At 44.9% G+C, this 22,079-nt stretch carries 15 protein-coding genes and 2 tRNA genes; 5 read left to right on the top strand and 12 right to left on the bottom strand.

What is annotated here, in order from left to right; all coding sequences use genetic code 11:
- Window positions 1-86: 86 nt before the first annotated feature.
- From ABDW16_RS21960 to ABDW16_RS21930, 7 genes are all read right to left on the bottom strand, one after another.
- Window positions 87-881: an SDR family oxidoreductase gene (locus tag ABDW16_RS21960; RefSeq protein WP_343672719.1), complete on the bottom strand. Its 795-nt coding sequence runs from the start codon at window positions 879-881 to the stop codon at window positions 87-89.
- A gap of 31 nt (window positions 882-912) precedes the next feature.
- On the bottom strand, window positions 913-1,410 hold the full coding sequence (locus ABDW16_RS21955) for an SRPBCC domain-containing protein (protein ID WP_343672718.1): 498 nt from the start codon (window positions 1,408-1,410) through the stop codon (window positions 913-915).
- Window positions 1,411-1,895: 485 nt separating this feature from the next.
- Window positions 1,896-3,668 carry a RagB/SusD family nutrient uptake outer membrane protein gene (locus ABDW16_RS21950; RefSeq protein ID WP_343672716.1) on the bottom strand — a complete coding sequence of 591 codons (1,773 nt, stop codon included), beginning with the start codon at window positions 3,666-3,668 and terminating at the stop codon, window positions 1,896-1,898.
- 12 nt (window positions 3,669-3,680) lie between these two features.
- Complete coding sequence (locus ABDW16_RS21945; protein WP_343672715.1) at window positions 3,681-6,806, bottom strand: TonB-dependent receptor; 3,126 nt, start codon at window positions 6,804-6,806, stop codon at window positions 3,681-3,683.
- Between the two features lie 488 nt (window positions 6,807-7,294).
- Window positions 7,295-7,380 (bottom strand) — tRNA-Leu (locus tag ABDW16_RS21940).
- A 52-nt stretch (window positions 7,381-7,432) separates the two neighbouring features.
- Window positions 7,433-7,505, bottom strand: a tRNA-Gly gene (locus ABDW16_RS21935).
- Window positions 7,506-7,705: 200 nt separating this feature from the next.
- Window positions 7,706-8,557 (bottom strand): hypothetical protein, encoded by an 852-nt coding sequence (locus tag ABDW16_RS21930; RefSeq protein WP_343672714.1) that lies wholly within the window; start codon window positions 8,555-8,557, stop codon window positions 7,706-7,708.
- A gap of 201 nt (window positions 8,558-8,758) precedes the next feature.
- On the opposite strand from ABDW16_RS21930, the gene ABDW16_RS21925 reads away from it, so the two are divergent.
- Together ABDW16_RS21925 and ABDW16_RS21920 are read left to right on the top strand one after the other, a co-directional pair.
- Window positions 8,759-9,538, top strand: coding sequence for an enoyl-CoA hydratase-related protein (locus ABDW16_RS21925; RefSeq protein ID WP_343672713.1), 780 nt, complete (start codon window positions 8,759-8,761; stop codon window positions 9,536-9,538).
- A 34-nt stretch (window positions 9,539-9,572) separates the two neighbouring features.
- A complete protein-coding gene (locus ABDW16_RS21920) occupies window positions 9,573-10,091 on the top strand; it encodes a hypothetical protein (RefSeq protein ID WP_343672711.1) in 519 nt (172 codons plus the stop codon).
- A 64-nt stretch (window positions 10,092-10,155) separates the two neighbouring features.
- Here the strand turns inward: ABDW16_RS21920 and ABDW16_RS21915 are convergent, their stop codons facing one another.
- Window positions 10,156-12,417, bottom strand: coding sequence for a Tex family protein (locus ABDW16_RS21915; RefSeq protein ID WP_343672709.1), 2,262 nt, complete (start codon window positions 12,415-12,417; stop codon window positions 10,156-10,158).
- A 163-nt stretch (window positions 12,418-12,580) separates the two neighbouring features.
- On the opposite strand from ABDW16_RS21915, the gene mazG reads away from it, so the two are divergent.
- Window positions 12,581-13,342, top strand: a complete 762-nt coding sequence (mazG, locus tag ABDW16_RS21910) for a nucleoside triphosphate pyrophosphohydrolase (RefSeq protein ID WP_343672707.1) — start codon at window positions 12,581-12,583, stop codon at window positions 13,340-13,342.
- Complete coding sequence (locus ABDW16_RS21905) at window positions 13,336-17,112, top strand: HAMP domain-containing sensor histidine kinase (protein ID WP_343672706.1); 3,777 nt, start codon at window positions 13,336-13,338, stop codon at window positions 17,110-17,112. Before mazG ends, ABDW16_RS21905 begins: the two co-directional genes overlap by 7 nt.
- Before the next feature lie 107 nt (window positions 17,113-17,219).
- Here the strand turns inward: ABDW16_RS21905 and plsX are convergent, their stop codons facing one another.
- From plsX to ABDW16_RS21890, 3 genes are all read right to left on the bottom strand, one after another.
- Window positions 17,220-18,161, bottom strand: coding sequence for a phosphate acyltransferase PlsX (plsX, locus tag ABDW16_RS21900; RefSeq protein ID WP_343672705.1), 942 nt, complete (start codon window positions 18,159-18,161; stop codon window positions 17,220-17,222).
- A 43-nt stretch (window positions 18,162-18,204) separates the two neighbouring features.
- Window positions 18,205-18,399, bottom strand: coding sequence for a 50S ribosomal protein L32 (gene rpmF, locus ABDW16_RS21895; RefSeq protein WP_072356725.1), 195 nt, complete (start codon window positions 18,397-18,399; stop codon window positions 18,205-18,207).
- 65 nt (window positions 18,400-18,464) lie between these two features.
- Complete coding sequence (locus tag ABDW16_RS21890) at window positions 18,465-18,998, bottom strand: DUF177 domain-containing protein (protein WP_343672704.1); 534 nt, start codon at window positions 18,996-18,998, stop codon at window positions 18,465-18,467.
- 191 nt (window positions 18,999-19,189) lie between these two features.
- Here ABDW16_RS21890 and ABDW16_RS21885 point away from each other — a divergent pair, with 191 nt between their 5' ends.
- Entirely contained in the window at window positions 19,190-21,199 is a 2,010-nt protein-coding gene (locus ABDW16_RS21885; protein WP_343672702.1) for an ATP-binding protein, read from the top strand.
- Here ABDW16_RS21885 and ABDW16_RS21880 read toward each other — a convergent pair whose 3' ends face one another.
- Window positions 21,200-22,078 carry a fructosamine kinase family protein gene (locus ABDW16_RS21880; RefSeq protein WP_343672700.1) on the bottom strand — a complete coding sequence of 293 codons (879 nt, stop codon included), beginning with the start codon at window positions 22,076-22,078 and terminating at the stop codon, window positions 21,200-21,202. It lies immediately after the preceding gene.
- Between the last annotated feature and the right edge of the window lies 1 nt (window position 22,079).

Raw genomic sequence — 22,079 nt, 5'->3', positions numbered from 1 at the left:
AACGTTAAGCAGGATAAGAAAACAAAATGCTCAAAAGTAAAAATGGCGAACAAAATGCCCGCCACTTCACTTATAGTTGAATATCATTAAAATGCCGATTTTATTACGCCACCATCTGCCCGAAGTGCAGCGCCATTCGTTGCCGAAGACAACGGGCTGGCAATAAAAGTAACCATATTGGCGATTTCTTCCGGTGTGGTAAATCGTTTCAAAAGAGATGTGCCTCGCATACTGTTGAAAAACTGTGTTTCCATCTCTGCATCGCTAATGCCTTGTTGCTCGGCAGTTGCTTTTAAAAACTTTGAAATTGCTTCGGTTGATGTTGGTCCAGGCAAAACGGTATTTACAGTAACCCCTGTGCCAACCGTTAATTCGGCAAGTCCCCGGGATAAAGAAATTTGGGCTGTTTTGGAAACGCCGTACTGAATCATCTCTGCGGGAATTTGCACCGCCGATTCGCTCGATATAAATATAATTCGCCCCCAATTATCGTTCAGCATCTTATCAAAATAAGCCCGGGAAAGCCGCACCCCGCTCAATACATTTATTTCATAGATGCTTAGCCATTCCTCATCTGAAATGGTTTTAAATTCTTTCGGTTCTGCAACGCCAACATTATTTATTAAAATGTTTACATAAGGATACTGTTCGACAATAGCATTTACCTGATTTACATCCATAAAATCAGCCACCGCTCCGACAACATTTTGATTACCGGTTTCAGATTTAATACTTTCAATGGCTGCGCTTACACGTTCTTGTGTGCGACCATTCACGATAACTTTAGCACCTTCAGCAGCTAACGACCTGGCAATGGCGTAACCGATTCCTGTGGTAGAACCCGTTATTAGTGCGGTTTTATCTTTTAATTGTAAGTCCATATCCTGTTTTATTTAATGAATAATAAAAATATTATTTTTTATCCACAGCGGCTTCTGCTGCACGAGCCAATCGTTCTACCCAATCCTGATGATAACGATACAACGCTCCTGGATTCTTTCTTCCAAGTTCTTCTAAAAACCACGTGCCTTGCTGTGTTTCTTCAGTTAATATGTGACAACCGTCTTTTGTAGGTGTGATAACCCATCCGTGGTAAGCACTGGAATTGGTATCATCTCCATCAACTGTCGTTGCCCAGGAAAGTCTGCGGAACGGTTCGAATTCCGTAACAGTTAAGCTCATCGGGAAACCGACAGTTACCCGGCTCCATTTTGTTCCAACCGCTAATTCTTTTTCTCCGCTAAGGATTTTTACCTGATTTTCCGGCGGAAAATATTTAAACCAGTTTTCTGCATCAACGAGCAGTTTCCATACTACTTCTGCGGGAGCTTTTACATCAATGTCATTAAGTGCATAGATGGCTGATATACGTGGGTCACATTTTTCCGGCCAGTTTACTTTATCGTACATTTTTTTTGTTTTGTTTCTGCAAAGTTCTATCGGTCAAATGACGGGGGCAAGGAGATATGGCACAATTTACCTGTGATATTTATCACAGAGTTGCTTCCTTAGCGTCTATCAGAAAAATGACGCCGGTGAAATAAAAGAACAGGTTGAAAAGTGGTTAACATATTTACAAAAGAATTCGCCCAATTGGTTGGGCTGTAAAAATAAATGGCTGCCACCCCCTAAGATAACAAGCACATTAATTGAAAGTTTAAAGCTTAAATTAGAATTTGTTCGGCAACAAAGTTATGAGCTTTTCATTTATGGTCTAAAAATTAACTCTTTGAAACAAAAAAGGCACCGCTCTCGCGATGCCTTTTCAACTATTTCGAAGCGCCAGCTTCATCTGTACGGAGTGAAGGACAATTATCTAACGAATTAATGGTTGATATTAGCGAGTTTGGGATGTTTTAACTTTAAGAAAAAAACGTTTATTTATTTTGACATAATTAATACCCTGGATTCTGTACTATTCTTGGGTTACGGTCTATCACATCCTGTGGAACAGGATTCAAATACATTTTAGGAACAAACACATGTGGATGGTTTAATGGAACCACCTCATATTGCCATACACCACTGTTATCTGCCGGAACACTGTTTGTGATCTTCATCGCATGACGGTCTACGGTAAGCAGTTGTTCCGCCGCTTTCCAGCGAACCAGGTCATAAAAGCGTTTGTTCTCAAAGCAGAGCTCCACACGTCTTTCCTGGTGGATAGCTGCACGCATTGCATCCTGGTTAAGCCCCGCGGATAGTGCCGGCACGCCCGCTCTTGCGCGTATCTGATTGATGGCATCATATACTGTAGCATCTGGTCCTACTGCTTCATTCTGAGCTTCTGCATATCCTAACAACATTTCAGCGTAACGATAGTAAATGAAATTAGCCCCACTGATAGTGCCGCCACCGGGTCTTACAAGCGGGTTTAATCTTTTCTTAAAGTAATAGCCGGTGTTCCCCACATCATCCGTACCGAAATCAATTTGATTTTTAGAGGGGTGCACGAGGTCTATACGTGTATAAATGGTATCCTCTTTATCCATCCACGCCATTTTATAAGGTGCGCCATCGTATACGATCCATTGGTAGAATCTGGGCTCGCGGCCCACATATGGATGTTGAGGATCGTAGCCTGAGGTGGGATCTTCTATGTTTTTTCCGTTCGCCATTCTGAACTGATCCACCAATTCCTGAGTGGGATCATAATTACCCCAGGTATAATAAGCGCCATTGATCCACACAGGTCCTCCATATTGTTCAAAAGAAGAACCCATTGTAACTGCTACCACTTGCCGATCCCATACTACTTCTGAATTATATTCATTGGCTTCGTACCATAGCGAAGACAGGTCTGAGAATAAACCGTATGGATGTCCGTTCCCATATTGATCTAAGAACTCTTTGAAAGTAGCAGCGGCAGCGGTCCATCTATTTGCGTCGAAGTTATTATAGCCTGCTATTTTGTTGGGATCTCCACCTGCAGCGGGTTGTGCTGCATTGAATGCAGGGCTGGCTGCATATAACTGGATCCAGGCTTTTAATGCTAATGCTGCGCCTAAGGTAGCGCGACCCGCATCTGCATCACCAGGGTTGTATTTAACTGTAAGATGATTATGCAGCAACACTGTGTCGAGATCATTCACAATAAAATCCACTGTTTCTGCAAATGTGCTACGGGGATAATAAAGTTGACTGCTATCGCCATTATTGCGGTCGGGCACATTTGTGATGATGGGCAGGCCGCCGAGATGCATAAACAATTCGCTGTAGAAGAAAGCTCTCAGGAACCGTGCTTCATCCAATCGTTTCTCTTGCCATGCAGCTGAGAAGTTAGTTGTATGGGTCTGCACCTTCGTAATGAATGTATTGCATTTGCGCACGGCTGCAAAGATAGCAGGCCAGTTAGTGAGATCGCCGGAGCCCGTAATACCTCCCCACACGGTGTAGTCGGTACCTGCCGGGGATACGATCCCTTGCTTCCAGTTATAGGAAGTGTAGTAAAACCCTGCATCGTTGTCGTCCGTAAAATTGTCCAGGTTCTCAGGCTGGTTCCAGTAATTAGGCAGCGCGCCATATACATCATTCAGGAAGATGTCTGCATTGCCTTCTGTGGACCATTGCATTTCATCCGTTAGTTGTGTTTTATCGTTATTATCCAGGAAGTCTTTTGTGCATGAAAGAAGGGAGATGCACAAAAGCAGGTATATGATCTGTTTCATTGTGGGTGCCATTTAAAAGGTTACGTTTAATCCCATTACATAAAGTTTCTGATTGGGGTAAGCAGTTTCGCCATCTGTGTAGCCTACTTCGGGATCCATGAATTTCATTTTGCTGATGGTGAAGAGGTTCTGCCCTGATACATATACCCGCAGTGTTTGCATCTTCCATCGTTGCAGTAACTGCGAAGGTAATGTGTATCCCAATACCGCGGTTTTCAGGCGAAGCAGACCTGTATTGAGCATCCAGAAATCAGATGTTTGTGTATTGTTCGCATATGGAGATTGATTAGCCCGGGGATACTTCGCATCCTGGTGAGTAGGCGTCCATCGGTTGTTATAGTATTCGTAGGCGGAGTTACTGTTGTTGTTATTGAATGGGATAGTTTGGAAACCGGCTATATTAAAGCTGGTGAGCGCGGAGCCTTGAAAGAACAGGCTCAGGTCAAACCCTTTCCATGAGGCAGATGGTGTAAACCCATAAGTGATGGATGGATAGTTAGGATAGCCGATCTGAGTTTCATCATTAGCATCTATTTTACCGTCTGGTTTACCTTCTGGTCCGCTTAGGTCGGCATACCTGATATCACCGGGGTGTAGATTACCAAGCTGGATCACATTATAACCATCTTCCGGGCCAATGTTCCCATCGTGGTTCTTATCGTCGCTGGTGCTGAACAGACCTGTTGCATGGTAACCGAATGGTGTACCCAGTGGCCTGCCTGTGCGGCTTCTGTTAGGGTTGTTTTTTGTAGCAGCTGTTTCAAAGATCTGCAGCATTTTATTCTTTGCATAACTGAAATTAACACTGATGCCTGCGCGAATTCCATTTGTGAATTGATGGTTGGTGGCGGCAGTGACCTCTATACCATGGTTTTCCATGATGCCTTCGTTTTCATCCGAAAGACCAAGGCCGTATTCAATGGGGATGGTTACTGCGGGTGGAAGCAACATGCCTGTTCTTCTTTCATGGAAATAATCTACTTCCAGGTCCAGCAGCCCTTGCCACAAAGACGCTTCAAGGCCCAGATCTGTTTTTGTAGATATTTCCCAGGTGATATTGGGGTTGGCTTCCCTTGGTACAAAAGAACCCTGCACCATGGTGCCGTTACCCCAGGCATAAGCATTCCCATATAAGGAATAACCTTGCAGATACTGGAAGGGAGCGCCGGCAAGGTTACCTGATTTACCCCACGACCCTCTTAATTTCAGGTAATTTACAAATGGCAGTTCCTGCATAAAGGATTCTCCCGACATCACCCAACCCAGAGATACTGCTGGAAAATACCCCCAGCGTTTTTCGGGGGCAAAGTAGTAATGCCCATCATATCGCCCTGATGCTTCTACCAGGTATTTGCCCGCGTAGCTATAACCCAGCCTGTAAACAAAGCCTATCTGGCTGCCTGTGGAGGAAGAGCCGCTGTTATCGAAATCATTCTTATTGGAGCTGCCCATGCTCAGTTCATCGATGTTTACGCCGAAGTTGTTTCTGCGTGCAGAGAAGGCGGTAGAATCGCTTTTGCGGGCTTCTGCTACTACCAGGCCGGTAATATCATGCTTACCAAATGTGCGCTTGTAATTCAGGTATCCCTGGAAGGTATACGCCCTTTGCTGTGCGTAGTCCTGATTCAGGTACGTGTATGTGGGAGCGCTACCCTCGGATGTGGAGATCTGCCTGGTATATGTATATGGTGTTGTGGACAGGTCCTGCGAGTAAAAGTAAAATGGGGTATGCCATCCTTTTACGGTCGTTTGCATGGGATCGAAGCTGAAAGTGCCTTTAACGCTTAGCCCCGGCAGTAATTCCTGGTTAACCGCGATGGTAGACAACATGGTACTTTTATTAGTATGCTGGTACCCCGCTTTCAGAATGCCGATCGGGGAGTTGCCCGCAAATTCGCCCCATAGCCCGTTGGTATAGCGTAAATTGGCGATAGGTACGAACTTATAGCCGCTACGGAACAATGTGCCGGTTGTAACACCCGGATCCACGGAATTTGTCTGCTGCTGGGCCCCTATCATGGATATGCTTACTGTAGTGGTTTTGGTAGCCTGTACATCCAGGTTGATGGTATAATCATATCGTTGATATTTAACGGGGTCGAATAAACCTGTTTGATTGAGGTAGCCCAGTGAAACGAAGTATTTCACCGCATTAGAGCCACCACTTAGTTGCAGGTTATAGTTTTGTGTAGGCGCATGCATCTTCACAAGGTCTTTTGTGTTACTGATAGGGTACCTGTCCGGATCTTTTGCGTGTAGTTCCCCGTATTGATCTATCAACGTTTGCGCATAAGGTAGTTGAGTACCATTAGGGTTTTCGTTTAGATAGGCTTCGTTGTGCAGGCGCATGTAATCCTGTGCATTCAGCATTTTGGGATAATACGTGGGTGTTTGGATCCCGTAGTAAGTGTTCAATGAAAGCTGGGGCGCACCGGTTTGCCCTTTTTTTGTTGTGATGAGTAGTACGCCATTTGCGCCGCCCAGGCCATAGGGGGCCACTGCTGCTGCATCTTTTAAGACTGTTACAGAGGCAATGGAGGTAGCAGGTATTTCATTAATATTATTCCGGATAATACCGTCTACTACTATCAATGCCCCGTTATTACCGGTGGTAGCGATGCCGCGGATATGGATGTCCGGGTTATCGGCGCCGGGTTGTCCGCCATTGGGGCGCATACTCACGCCAGCCACTCTTCCCGCCAGGGAGTTTGAGATGTTGGGAACGGTGGATTTGGCCAGTTCTTTACCGCCTACTGATGATATTGCAGCGGTGGAAGATACTTTCTTTTGTGTGCCATAACCCACCACCAGCACTTCAGTTAGTCCGGCGGTACTTTCTTTGAGGGTGATCTCTAAAGTACTGCGCCCTGCTATTTCCTGTGTCAGGTATCCCATATAGCTGATCTGTAATATTACTTTGTTCGGCTCTGCTACAGGTAATTGAAAAGTGCCGTTTTCTTTGGACATCGTACCGGTTGTGCCGCCTTTTATTTTTACGGTTACGCCGGCCAGCAGTTCCCCTTTTGCGTTCCTGATAATTCCTTTGATAGTTTGTGAGAGCGCTGGTAATTGTGCGCAGAGGAGTAGTAGCAACAGCATTGCTTTTGGGAAAGAGGCTTTCCTTTTCTTGGGTTTCATATGTTTTTCATTAAGTGGTGGAAATGAATATAAGTTGTGTTTGGGCTAATCTAGTCTGTTGGGTTAAGGGTTAATGTTGTTGTTTTTTGGAGTTATTGTAAAATAGACAATTAATTTCAATTTTTTCATATTGTAGTTCAGGCTGGGGTATAATATCACCCTACCGGACCTTTTGTTTTATGTATTACTGATCATCCATGTCCGCTCACATCTCCTGCAGCGGAAACTGCCATAATATATGGTAGCCCTCTTCATTGGAAAAACCCTATTGAAATTACGGAGGTATAAAAACGAAAAAAGTGTTTACGTATCTAAACGTAACCCCTAAATACCGCGAGAAGAACAAAATAGAAATGACGAATAAAGAAAAAAATCATAAATGATTTCGCGTCTACATAGTTAGGCTTGTTTCAGGAATTACAGAAATTAAAAAAGGCACCGCTCTCGCGATGCCTTTTTTAATTAATTCGAAGCGCCAGCTTCACATGTACCCGGGATGGGAGTTGAACCCACACTCCCATTGCTGGGAACGGGATTTTAAGTCCCGCGTGTCTACCAATTCCACCACCCGGGTATCCTCTAAACAAAAAATCCAAACTGCACCGCAATTTGGAAGTCTGTTAGGGAGCGGAAGACCGGGCTCGAACCGGCCACCCCAACCTTGGCAAGGTTGTGCTCTACCAAATGAGCTACTTCCGCTTGTGTTGAAGAACTTTATTTCCCGCTGAAATAACCCGTTGTTTTTTCGTTGGGATTGCAAAGATAGGATTTGTTTTATAAAAACAAAAAAATCTTATCCTTATTTTAAAAATTTGTCATCCATCCTCTAAAATATAAGCCCAGACCAGCTTTAAAGTAAATAAAAAAGACTGCGATACCGCAGCCTTTTCTAAAAATCTTTAAAATTTATATCTGTATCTGACCACGCCCACCTGCACTTTCTGCCTGCCATACACATCCTGCGATTCTAACAGGTCCATCTCATTATATGTGTTCCTGTAAATAATATAATCGCCTGACTCTACATTCACCGTCGTCGTTGCTCCAATCCTGTTCTTCGCATCATAGTCAAATACATAATCCGGCAACATTTTCTGTTTGGAAGGGTAGTAGCGGTAAATATCTGTCAGTAAACCCTGGTCATTGTACTTATAGTAAATCTTCCCTTTGCCGGTTTCCTGCTCCTCTACCACATGCCCTGCACTATCCAGTACAAACTTAACCGTAGTGGAATCCTCCAGCTTTTCTCCACGGAAATGGATCATCCTCGTAGGTCTGTTCAGAGAATCGTACACATAACGCCTCGTTTCTGATACCGTGTACTTATTCTTCGGATCCTCGGTTTTGACATAAATTTCCTTGATATTACGGGAAGAATCGTACTTGTCGTACGTATAGATGGTAGTAGTAATGATGCTCCGGGTACTATCAATAATCTTCGTCAGCTGGCCTTTGGCATTAAAGTAGGTCCGCATAATAGAACGACCTGTAGCTATCGAAGCTGTTACCGTCAATAGCTGACGATAATTGTCCAGGAAATCACGCTCACTCTTAAAGTCATAATCCGTCTTGCGCCCCTCGGCATCGAGGCTGACTACTACCTGAGACTGCACCTTGGCCTTTTGAAACGTGGCCTGGTTTGCTTCCGTCTGCTTAGTATTGACGATATCCAGGTAGTAATACTGGGCACTGGCCCCCGTGTATAGTCCCAGAAATATGGCTATTGCAAAGAAAGTTTTTCTCGTGTACATATTAAATGCAAAAATAATGATTTAAGGGATCATGCGTATGAAGGATTTGTAAATTATTGAAATCCAATCCTAATCCCATTTAATATTTCCCTAAAACGTAAAATGGACTAAAAAAATTATAGATAGCACCCCTATTTTCATTTCTATGGCAACAGGCCATTCCCTAAAGCTATTGCTTACAATTTTAACGTAAATTAGAAGATGCAACCAGAATTTATAATCATACACCAGCAAGTGGCGCCCCATGTCGCCCACATCCAATTGAACCGCCCCAAAGAACTGAATGCCCTCAATCTGCAATTAATGACAGAGCTGAAGGAAGCATTAAAATCACTGGACGCCGACGATAGTGTACGCGTGATCGTGATCAGCGGAAATGATAAGGCTTTTGCAGCAGGCGCTGATATTAAACAGATGGCAGGGAAAACTGCCATGGATATGTATAATATCGATCAGTTCAGCACCTGGGATACAATAAAGAAAACAAAGAAGCCGTTGATTGCAGCAGTGAGCGGGTTTGCTTTAGGCGGCGGCTGTGAACTCGTTATGCTTTGCGATATGATCGTAGCCAGCGAAACCGCCCGATTCGGACAGCCTGAAATCAAAATCGGTGTTATGCCCGGAGCCGGCGGCACCCAACGCCTGACAAGGGCCGTAGGCAAAGCCCTCGCCATGGAAATGGTACTGACGGGAAAATTTATTACCGCCACCGAAGCATTAAATGCAGGACTAATTAACCGTATCGTTCCGGTTGAATTATATTTGCAGGAAGCAATCCAGTTAGCGACCGAAATTGCAGCACTGAGCCCCCTCGCCGTTCGCATGGCGAAAGAGTCTGTACTGAAAGCCTTTGATAGCTCACTGGAAGAAGGCTTACATTTTGAAAGAAAAAATTTCTACCTGCTGTTTGCCTCCGAAGATCAGAAAGAAGGCATGCAGGCTTTTGTAGAAAAACGAATACCCGTATTTAAAGGAAAATGATAGCGGCTGTAGACAAGCCGTGAACAATGAAATCATGACATTTACCAGACATGTGACAGCCATTACAATGGTGGCTGCATGCATCCTCGGGTGCAAAGAACCCTCAGTGAATAATGCAAGGGAAAAGAAAGACAACATTTCTGCTCCGGAGACAGACACGATGATAACCATTAACGACGCGATTGAACCCGTGCAAGTAACCTCCTGGAAGCATTTTGAACGGTATGATGGCAAGTATATCACCGAAACGGATATACTGCAGCAGGAACCGCTCAAATCGCGGCTCAAAACTTTGTTGGGGAATGATAACAATACCCTGCGACAGCGTTTTGATGTCGCACCTCCCATTGAAGTAGAAAATGATGTGCTATACAACCAGGGCTGCCGTAAACACTATTGCGGGGCTGATGAAGCCGCGATCGCAATCGATATGAAACGTGATATCGTATATGCAGGTGTAGCGGTAAATGGGGTTGTAAAGCTGTATAGTGAAGAACAAGGTGCCGGGTTTCCGGAAAAACTGCTAAGGTGGAAAGAGAAATTCGGGAATTAGAAAATTCACCAATAGCGATAAAAACTAAAAAGGCCCATTCCGGTAAGGAATGGGCCTCTTATTATTAATTGAATTTCTTCTTCAATTCTGCCAGCTTAGCCTGGAAATCATTCAATGGCGCAGGTGCCCCGCTTTTCTTATTCCCCTCCGGTTTCCTATCCCGGTTTTCCCTTCTCTGACCACCACCTTGCTGCACAGGCTCATTCGTCTTCATAGACAATGATATACGCTTACGGCCCGGATCTACCTCCAACACTGTCACTGTCACCTTCTGATTCAACTTCACCGCCTCATTCGGATTGCTGATATACTTATTGCTCAAATGAGAAATATGCACCAGACCGTCCTGTTTCACCCCTACATCCACAAACGCACCAAAGTTCGTAATATTCGTCACCACACCTGGCAATGTCATACCTACTTTCAGGTCTTCCATCGTCTTAATCCCTTCCGCATATTCGAAGATCGCAATCTCATCGCGTGGGTCACGGCTAGGCTTATCCAACTCCTTCAGAATGTCTTCCAAAGTAAGCAGACCTACTTCTTCACTCACATACTCCTTAGGATTAATTGCTTTACGCAGTTCTTCTTTCGCCATCAGATCCTGCACAGTACAATGCTGTTTGGAAGCCATGCTTTCAATCAGTTTATAACGCTCAGGGTGTACCGCTGAATTGTCCAGTGGGTTATCGCCATTTTCAATACGCAGGAAGCCCGCACACTGTTCAAATGCCTTTTCACCCAGACGGGTTACTTTCTTTAGCTGTAAACGGTTGCTGAATGCACCATTCTCCTTGCGGTATTTTACAATATTCTCAGCCAGGCTGGGACCTAAACCTGATACATATGCCAGCAGGTGCTTGGAAGCCGTATTCAGGTTCACACCCACATTGTTCACACAACTTACCACCACTCTGTCCAGGCTCTGTTTCAACTGTGACTGGTTCACATCGTGCTGGTACTGACCTACTCCAATCGCTTTCGGATCAATCTTCACCAGCTCTGCCAGCGGATCGATCAGCCTGCGGCCAATAGATACTGCACCACGCACTGTTACATCAAACTCAGGAAACTCCTCGCGCGCTACTTCCGAAGCTGAGTACACAGAAGCTCCACTCTCATTCACCATGAATACATTGATCTTTTTGCCAAAATCAATCTTCTTCACAAACTCTTCTGTTTCTCTACCCGCAGTACCATTACCAACTGCAATAGCAGAAGTATCATAACGATCGGCCCATTTTTTCAACAGGGCTTCTGCATCATCACGTTTATAGTTCTTTTCCAGTGGGTAGATCACATCATTATCCAGCATATTACCCTGGTTATCCAGCGCTACCACCTTACAACCAGTTCTGTAACCCGGGTCAATGGCAATCACGGCTTTAGGCCCGAGTGGTGCAGCGAGCAACAGCTGACGCAGGTTCTCTGCGAACACCTCGATCGCTTCCTGATCCGCTCTTTCCTTAGCCAGTGCACGGAATTCATTTTCCAGGGAAGGACGCAGCAATCGTTTGTAAGAATCGGTGATCGCCTTTCCTATCTGCTCGGCAGCAGCATTCCTGGTGGTAATGAATTGTTTATCCATGATCTCAATCGCCTCTTCCTCGTTCGGAGCGATGGTGCCATACAGGAACCCTTCGGCCTCCCCACGCAGAATAGCCAGCACACGGTGAGAAGGAATTTTACTGAAATCTTCGTTGAAATCGAAGTAATCCTTGTATTTATTGCCTTCCTCTTCCTTACCTTCTATCACTTTGGAGGTTAAAACAGAAGTATGGGTGAAGAGCTTACGCATTTTGTCACGCAGCTCAGCATTTTCGTTAATCCACTCTGCCATGATATCCCGGGCACCTTTCAGGGCTTCGTCCGTAGAGGCTACCTGCTCGTTAAGGAACTGTTCTGCAAGGGATTGTGGTTCACCATCCTGTTGTTCAAACAGCATTTTAGCCAGTGGTTCCAGGCCTTTTTCGATCGCCACAGTTGCCCTGGTCTTACGTTTGGGCTTGTATGGCAGATAAATATCTTCCAGTTCAGTCAGTACCCAGGTATTTTCCAGTTTGTCCTGCAGCTCAGGAGTCATTTTCTCCTGGTCTGTAATAGTTTTAATAATGAACGCACGACGTTCATCAATCTCCTTGTAACGTTTCTGCAGGTCTTCGATACGGCCTATCTGCACCTCATCAAGGCTGCCTGTCACTTCCTTACGGTAGCGACTGATAAAGGGCACGGTAGACCCCTCTGCCAGCAAATTCATGGTATTCTCAGCTGAACGGGCTGGAATGCCCAATTCAGACGAAATAAGTGCAATGTGTTTGGTATTCATGAAACGAAAATTAGTCTTTTTACGGTTATTAAAAACCGGCCGACAAATGTAAATAAAATGCCTTTGTCATCAACAAAAAGAAATTAACATATAATGGCCGGCCGGAAACTATCAAATTTCGGCCCGAAATTAGCAGCGGAGACATATTCCTTATATTTGACAAATGGAAAATAACGCAGCCTTCGAACGGCTACTCAGTATCATGGATGATCTCAGGGAAAAATGCCCCTGGGATAGAAAACAAACCATCCACACCCTGCGTCAGCAATCTATTGAAGAATTGTATGAACTGGCAGATGCCATCACCTCTTCCGACTGGAAATCCATTAAGGAAGAACTGGGCGACCTGCTCCTGCATATCGTTTTTTATGCCAAAATAGGGTCCGAACAAGGGCAGTTTACCATAACAGATGTAATCAACGGCATCTGTGAAAAGCTCATTTCCCGCCACCCACATATCTATGGCGATGTCAAAGCAGAGGATGAAGAGGCCGTAAAACAAAACTGGGAAAAACTGAAACTGAAAGAAGGCAAGACTTCTGTACTCAGTGGTGTACCCGTGTCTCTACCCGCACTGGTAAAGGCTATGCGACTGCAATCCAAAGCAAAAACCGTCGGTTTTGAGTGGGATACCACAGAACAGGTATGGGAAAAAGTAAAAGAAGAAGTACAGGAGCTGGAAGAAGTAGTGGCTACCGGCAACGCCGATGATATAGAAGCAGAATTCGGGGATGTACTCTTTTCCCTGGTCAATTACTCACGTTTCCTGAAGATTGATGCGGAAAATGCACTGGAACGTACCAATAAAAAATTCATCAGCCGCTTTCGGTATATTGAACAAAAAGCGGCCGAAAAAGGCAAATCTCTGGACGAAATGACGTTGGGTGAAATGGATGAACTCTGGAACGAAGCGAAAAAATGTTAGACATTAAAGAAATACGGCTTTTCTTCATCCGCCACGGATATTTACTGATCGTAGCAGCCTGGCTGTTTACTTTTTCCTTCCTGTTTAGTAATTACTGGTCCTACTATTCGTCCCCCATGGGCGTGAAGCGTAGCCTGGAAAAGAGTATCTCACAGCGGGAAGCGTCATTTGAAAAAATGATCAAAGACCAGTTCCTGCTGAACCATCTTTATTCAAGAAATTATGATGAGAAGGAAATAAAAAGTCTGGACACAAAGGACTTTTATGTGTTTGCCTACGATAGCAGCGAAGCTGGCCGCTGGCTGGTATTCTGGAGCACCAATATGGTGATGCCGGAAGAATGGCAGGTGCCGCTGGTGGATGGAAACCGCTTTGTGAAATTGAAGAACGGGTATTATGAAGTGCTCTGCCGGCGGGTGTTTAGTCCCGAGGCGGGGCATGAGCGCTTTATGGTCGGTGTGATACCGGTCATGATGGAGTATAGTATTACAAACAATTATCTGGTCGATCACTTTTATGATAAGCCTGCACTGGGACGGGAATACAGTATCCACCTCAAAGCCCCGGGTATACCCGTACTCAACAGCAAAGGGCTGATTCTCTTTTACCTGCACTACGATAGAACACTGGATACCAAACCTCCAAACCTGCTGAGTGTCATACTCCGGGTAATGGGTTGTATCTGTGTATTGATTTTCATTAACCTGTTTGCCGCCACGCTGGCAAGGCAAAAGAGCGCCCTGAACGGTTTTTTGTTCCTGGCTGCAGTCGTCATCATCTTCAGGTTATTGAGTTACCTGTATCCATTCCCTTTCAACCTGCGAACGCTCAATATATTCACACCTTTGATTTATGCAAAGGATGAGATTTTCCGATCGCTGGGTGACCTGTTGCTAAACGTATCGCTGACGTTTTGGTTGTTGCTGTTTTTCAGGCAGCACGTGAAGTCTATCAAAGCGCCGCCGATGAAGAATGTATGGCAGCAAAGGCTGGTGATCATTCTGAGTAGTTATGTGATGTATGTGGTCGGACAGTTTTTGTCCGAGCTCATTCAGAGTCTGGTGATCGATTCCCGTATCTCTTTTGATGTGGCGAACCCATTCAGTCTGAATGAATATAGCATTATCGGTGCGATTATATTAGGTTTCATCGCATTCAGTTTCCTCTTCTTTTCCCAGATTGTCAATTCATTGCTCAATGAGCTGACCAGTTTCAGGCATCGTACCAAGTACATATTCCTGGCGGTAGTCGGGGTGGTGTGGCTGGTGTTCCGGATTCATAACCCCGAGCTCCATTATTCTATCGCGCTGGTGATATGGCTGATCATCTATGTGATCCTGCTGGATGTACTGGCAGTCAGATTTGAGAATAGTCTGGCCACTGTGCCCTTTTTGTTCTGGTTGTTTTTGCTGACGATCACAACATCTGCGGTGCTGGTGTATTACAATGACCAGAAGGAGCTGAGCCTGCGTGAAAGAATGGCCATTGAATTGTCAAAACAAAAAGACCCTTACCTCGAAATGCTCCTGACGGATGTAACAAAGCAAATGGAGCAGGATGAGTTGCTGCAATACTTTTTCCAGCAGAACAATGGGGGCAATATGCCCAGGAGTACACTGGAAAATGAGTTGAAGCAAAAGTACTTTAAAGGATACCTGGGAAGATTTAAGGTAGATATCTATGCTTTTGATGAGAATGGGATGCCGATCTATGGCGGAGATACCAGCTCTTTCTATGGACTGAGCAGGAAAATGCTGGTAGAGTCAGAGCTGATCGGGAATGATCTTTATTATAATGAAAGAGGATTCAATGATTACAGTTATATAGGGCAGAAGGATTTTTACCGCAATGGCGAAAAGGCCGGCTATCTTGTGTATGAACTGACACCTGCGGTTATTAATACACAGCGGTTGTATCCTGAACTGCTGGTAGATGGGGAAATTTATGACCCTGAGAAAGAATCCAGTTCTACTTATTCTTACGCGATTTATGATAAGGGACAACTGGTGATCAATAACAATGATTACTCGTTTCCCGTGAGGTTGTATGAATCGGATGTGCCCACAGAAGAGGTGACAGTGAAGAAGGTGAATGGGTATTCGCTGATGTATTACAAAGCCACTAAAGAAAAAGTGGTGATTGTGGCAAAAGAGATCAGGAGCTTTATAGAATTTATCACGCTCTTTGCGTACATGTTCTGTTTGTTCCTGTTGATTATTGCAATTTACAGGGTGCTGGATTTGCTGGTGAAGGCGCGTATGCGGATTAGTAACCTGAAATCGCTGGTCAATATTAATATCAGGAGAAAGGTAACTGGTACGATCATCTTCATTGTGGTATTTGCGTTTGTAATTTTAGGTTTGACGACGGTATTGTTCTTTATCGATCGTTCTGAGCGGGAGAATAAAGAACGCCTGAGTCATACGATCAATGAGGTCACGCATGAAGTGGAAAAGGTATTTTCAAATCAGCGAATGTTTGATGACCTGGAGGATCTGTATGATCCGATTTTCCAATCCAGTTTGTCAGAATCGATTGGGGAAATTGCCGATGAGCGGGCATTGGATATTAACATTTACGATAGAGACGGGAACCTGCAGGTGACAACACAGCCGCTGATTACAGAGAAAGGGTTGTTGTCGAGAAAAATAAACCCCGATGCGTATATGCAATTGGGACGTCAGCAAAAGATCCAGTGGATCCAGAAAGAAAAGATAGGCTCTATGGGATACTTATCTGGTTATGCACCGTTGCGTAACAATGGAGAGATCTACGCTTATCTGAATGTACCTTACTTTGCAACGCAGACGGAATTGAATCAGCAAATATCCAACTTCCTGGTGGCGCTTATCAATTTCAACGCGTTTATATTTTTAATAGCAGGTTTGCTAGCCTTGTTAATTACCAACTCTATCACGAAGTCATTCTCCCTGGTAACAGAGCGTTTGCGACATGTGAGTTTAGGTCAGCAGAATGATGAGATAGAATGGGAGAAGGATGATGAGATTGGGGCTTTGGTAAAAGAATACAATAAGATGGTAAGAAAGCTTGAGGTGAGTGCAGCAAGGTTAGCAAAGAGTGAGCGTGAAGGTGCATGGCGGGAAATGGCGAGACAGGTGGCGCACGAGATCAAGAATCCGTTGACGCCTATGAAACTGAGTATCCAATATTTGCAACGGGCTATTGATAATGACGCGCCGAATGTAAAACAGTTGTCTACGAATGTAGCGCGTACATTGGTAGAGCAGATAGAGCACCTGGCGAATATTGCGTCTGACTTCTCTGCTTTTGCGCGCATAGGGGAGGCAAATAGCGAGGTGTTGATGCTGAACGAAGTATTACATTCATTAAAAGAATTGTACCAAAGCCATGAGCATAGTACGATACGCTTTAGCCATCCGGGGCGTGCATTTTATGTATTTGCAGATAAGACACAAATGAACCGGTTGTTTACCAATCTGCTGCAGAATGCCATACAGGCAATACCTGAAGATAGGGAAGGAATGATTACGATTAATATGGAAGAGGTAGATCTGGGTTGGGTAGTAGTAAGTGTATCGGATAATGGGGATGGTATTCCACCTGAGATTCAGTCTAAGATATTTGTGCCGAACTTTACGACGAAGAATTCCGGAACCGGCTTAGGGTTAGCGATGTGTAAGAATATTGTGGAGCAGGCGAGGGGAGAGATCTGGTTTGAGACGCAGCTGACGGTTGGTACGACATTCTATGTAAAATTACCGTTAGAGAATAATACGCCTTTATCTTAACTGGCTTGCGGAAGGGGGAAAAACCTTCCGCAAGCCAGTTAATCCCATAAAAAAAATACCGGCCTCACGACCGGTATCAATAATTTCTAGTTCTAATAGGATGTAAATTATTTCACAAAACTCTCCCGGATCTTCTCCAGCAGTTTCGTTTCGATCATTTGTTGTGCCAGCACGATCATGTTCTTAAAGGCAGTATCTTTCGATATCCCATGTCCAATGATCACCGGCTTTGATACCCCTAATACAGGGGTACCGCCATAGCTCTGGAAGTTAAACCGGTCCATGTACTCATCATTAATATTCCGCTGTACTGCAATATCATGCAGTGACTCAGCCATTTTGAGTACAATATTACCCGTAAAACCTTCACATACAATGACATCAGCCTTGCCAGTCAGTACATCCCGACCTTCTACATTGCCAATGAAATTTAAACCAGGGTGTTCTTTCAGCAAAGGATAAGTGGCTTGTGCCAGCAGGTTACCTTTACCTTCCTCTTCTCCGATATTGAGCAGACCTACGGTTGGGTTACTAACATTCAGGATATGTTTGGAATAGAGAGACCCAAGTATTGCAAATTGAAGCAGGTTCTCAGCTTTACAATCGGCATTGATACCAACGTCGAGTAACAGCCCGAGGGAGCCGTCCAATCTTGGCACAGGTGTAGATATCGTTGGTCGCTGAACCCCTTCAATCGCTTTGATGGAGTAGAATGTTCCCACCATCATTGCGCCCGTATTCCCTGCACTGATGAACGCATCAATCTTTCCGCTCTGTAACAGGTGAAACCCGATACCGATAGAAGAATGCGGCTTTTCCTTCAGTGCTTTGGTAGGATGTTCATTCATCTCAATGATCTGAGATGAATGAACAACTGAATATTTTGATTGGTCCAACTGAGCTGCTGATAATAAAGGAGCCAGGGCTGCCTCATCACCAATCAGCACCAGATGTGCATCTGTTGCAACAGTATCTAAAAATAACTTTACTCCTTTTACTGCTTCGACGGGGGCATAATCACCGCCCATCATATCTAGCCCGATTCTCATGAACGTTTAAATTTGTCTTTGCTCGGGGGTAAAAATAGCAAAATTATTTAGCGCTGCTTTGTTTTTCCAATACAACTTTTCCTCTGTAGTACAGTTTGTTCTCTACCCAGTGAGCACGATGTCTCAGGTGCACTTCACCAGTTGCGCTATCTGTGCTTAAAGTATCCGCAAAGGCCTTGTAATGCGTCCTTCTCTTAGCTGATCTTTGCTGAGAATGTCTGCGTTTCGGATTTGGCATCGTATTTAGTTTTTAATTGTCCTAGTTTAATGTTTCAATAAGTATCTTTTCCTCAAATGCCGGCTTTAATTGCTCCGGAATTTGTCCAGGTCTTTCCAAATTGGATTGTCCTGAGCGTCAGATTGTTTGTTCATCTGTTCCAGCATCTCCAATACCTTCGGATCACATGTACTCTTGCCATCCACATCCGGGTGTATCTTTTGCATAGGAATGCTCAGGTTGATGAATTCGTAAATCCATTCACCGACATTCAGGTGCGATTCCGTTCTCGAAATATAAGATACTTCCGGATCCTCATCACCTTCCATCTCCTCAGGATTCTCCACCATCTTTACCACCTGGGTAAAATCATCCCAGAGCTGAAGACTAAATGGCTGCCCACAACGGTCACAAATTACGCTAACCGTTCCGCCAATTTCAAACTTTAACAGGAAAAAATCACTTTTCTTGTCCAAGGTCAGCTTTACTGTTGCTTTACAGTCGCTGAAATCCTGCGGTCCGTAGTTTTCAAAAAAACTATCCGTAACTTGGTATTCAAATATATGCTCTCCGGGCTTAAGACCCACAAAGGCAATTTCAAATTGACGGAGTTGTTTCATAATAAAATCCTCACTTTTAGAGGGATGCAAAGGTAACCAAATATTTGCAAATGCAAAAATTTCCTACATTCGCCTTTTCACAATAGCCCGAATATCTGGATTGTACAGTTAGATTAGTGAAAACCAATTAATTAATTATTATATTCGTGCTGTATAAAATCCACTTCACTGTACACCTGCATTCATAACCAATGGCCCGGATCAAAGGTACGAGAAAACATCCCATTACCCGAAGCATTTCGCCGCCGGACATATTTTCACTGCCTATCAGCGCCTATTTTCAACACACCAATGCCGGTATTCTCCTGCTCGATGTAGAACAGCACCTGGTGTGGGTAAATGCTGTGTTCCAACAATTTACAGGCGATGACTTCGACCTGGTACCCGATCTGCCCTTTGCCTTCATTGCCCGGCACCTGGCCCGGGGCGCCCGGAATCCCGAAGCCTTCCTCGCCACCGTAGAAGACCTGTTAAAAGAAAAAAATCCCTTTTTTGGACTGGAACTCCGGTTTTGCGACGGCCGTATCTTCGAACTGAACTATACGCCCCTCTGGCACAACGGTATCTTTAATGGCAGCATGTGGCAGGTAACCGACGTTTCCCGCCGCCAGCTCCAGCAGGCTACTCTTGAGCAGGCCCGACAGCAGGCTGAAGATGCCCAGGGGGCACAAAAAGAATTCCTGGCCAGCATGAGCCACGAAATCCGTACCCCCCTCAATGTCATCATCGGCATGACCCACCTGCTGGAAGAAACGAACCTCGACGCCCGCCAGCAGGACTATATTAATATATTAAAACACAGTTCCAATATCCTCCTGGGACTGATCTCTGATATCCTCGATATTTCAAAGATCGAAGCCGGGGAGTTCCAGGTCAACCAGCGGGAGTTTAACCTCACCGCCCTGGTACAATCCCTCCGGCACACTTTTGAGCTCAAACTGGGCCAGCGCCCCGTAAAAATTTCTGCTACCATCGATCCCCGGATCCAGAATCACCTGGTCGGAGATGATACCCTATTGAACCAAATCTTAATGAACCTGTTAGGGAATGCAGAGAAATTTACACCCGAAGGGGAAATTGCCATCCGGGTCACCCCCGAAAGCTGGCAGGACGATAAAGTGTGGGTACGCTTTCGTGTATGTGATACGGGTATTGGCATCAGTAACGACAAGCTGGACCTGATCTTTAAAAATTATAAACAGGCAGAACAGGAAATAAGGGAAAAATATGGCGGCACCGGCCTGGGACTCGCCATCTCAAAACAACTGATTGAACTACAGGGGGGAGCCATCTGTGTGGAAGAAACACCCGGTTACAATACCTGTTTTTCATTCAACCTGCCCTTTATCGATACCCACAAGTCTGCCGTTGTCACGCCAGGCCCGGGATCACATCGTAAGCAGGCCAGTTTTTCAGGGTCGACTGTTCTTGTGATTGAAGATAATGCCATGAACCTGCATTACATTAACAGTCTGCTGGAAAAATATAACGTGCAGCACCAGCTGGCTACCAATGGCCCGGATGCACTTTATTTCCTGAATTCAAGGCAGTATGACCTGGTCCTGATCGATATCCGGATTCCCGGGCTCAACGGACTGGAACTGGCTGGCCTGATCCGGGAAGATGAAGATAAACCGAACGTTGCTACCCCGCTGGTAGCCACCACTGCCCTGGCCATGGAAAATACCTTTGCACAGGCAAGACAGGCAGGAATCACTGATATACTAACGAAACCATATACCCCCGATCAATTATTACAGGTGTTGAACAAATACCTTAATGAAGACGAAACTGAACTTATAATGGAAGAAACAAACAACATGTCTGGATTTGAATTCCACAAGGACCTGGATGTAAAGTACCTCAATACCCTGTATGAGAACAATATCTCGTACGCGGCAGACCTCTTTGAAATTTTTTTGAAAACAATCCGGGAAGAACTGGTGAAGATTCAGGCTTTAGTAGATGCACGGGATTGGGAACTCCTGAAATTCCAGGTGCACAAACTGAAACCCAACTTCTCCATGGTGGGCCTTACGTGGATTAGTGCCCGTATGCAGAACCTGGAAAATACATTGAATGCAAACACCTCGCTGCCTCCTGAGGAGGTCGATGCCCTGTTTGCCGATATTTCAGCAGAAGTGGAAAAATTCTATCCTATTATTGAAGCAGAATACGATAGAATGAAAATCTATCAGTAATCAGAATTCGTCAAGAATTTCCTTCACACTATTATAATAACTACCTCCAAAAAGGAGCAGGTGAACCATGAGTGGATATAACTGGCAGATACCAATCCTGGACTGCCATCCTTCGGCCAGGGGATACATGGTCTGATAGCTGAAGTAAAAGCGGGTATCAAAACCACCAAACAGTCTGGTCATAGCCAGATCCATTTCTCTGTGCCCGTAATATACCGCCGGGTCGTATACACATGCCCTGCCATCCTTGCCTACCATGAAATTGCCAGACCAGAGGTCGCCATGCAGCAATGCAGGTTGCTCGTCGGGAAACATACCTGGCAGCTGCTTCCACAGGTGCTCCATCTGTACCACCATTCCTTTGTCCATCACCTGCTGGTCGTAAGCCGTTCTGGTAAGGGGTTGCAACCGGTTAAAGGCGTAGAATACCGGCCAGCTGCTGTAAGGCGTATTATATTGCTTGAGGGTACCGATGTAATTGGTCTCCGGAAATCCGTAGTAAGTTTGTGTATGCCGGTGCATTCTTGACAGGCTTGCACCGAAATTTTCCCAGAAGTCCGGCGTTACACCGCCCTTTTCCATAAATTCAGTGACCAGGAATCCCTTGTTTCCCACAGTACCGGTGGCCAGTGGCCTGGGTACGGCGATAGCATTGGTACTACGGAGTATATTGAGCCCGTTCAGTTCCCGCAGGAACATGTCAGGATAGATATGCGCATCGTTCATTTTCAGAAATAACATCCCGTCAGACGTGGAGAGCTTATATGTTTCGTTAATATCTCCACCAGATATTTTTTCTGCGCAATTAATGTGTATTTTCACTCCTGACTGGCAGGATAGCGCTGTTGTAAGTTCGCCCAGTAAGATCTCATCTGTCATT

The sequence above is a fragment of the Chitinophaga sp. genome (genome assembly GCF_039596135.1).
GTDB lineage: Bacteria > Bacteroidota > Bacteroidia > Chitinophagales > Chitinophagaceae > Chitinophaga.
This window is presented reverse-complemented; position numbering and strand designations above follow the sequence as displayed.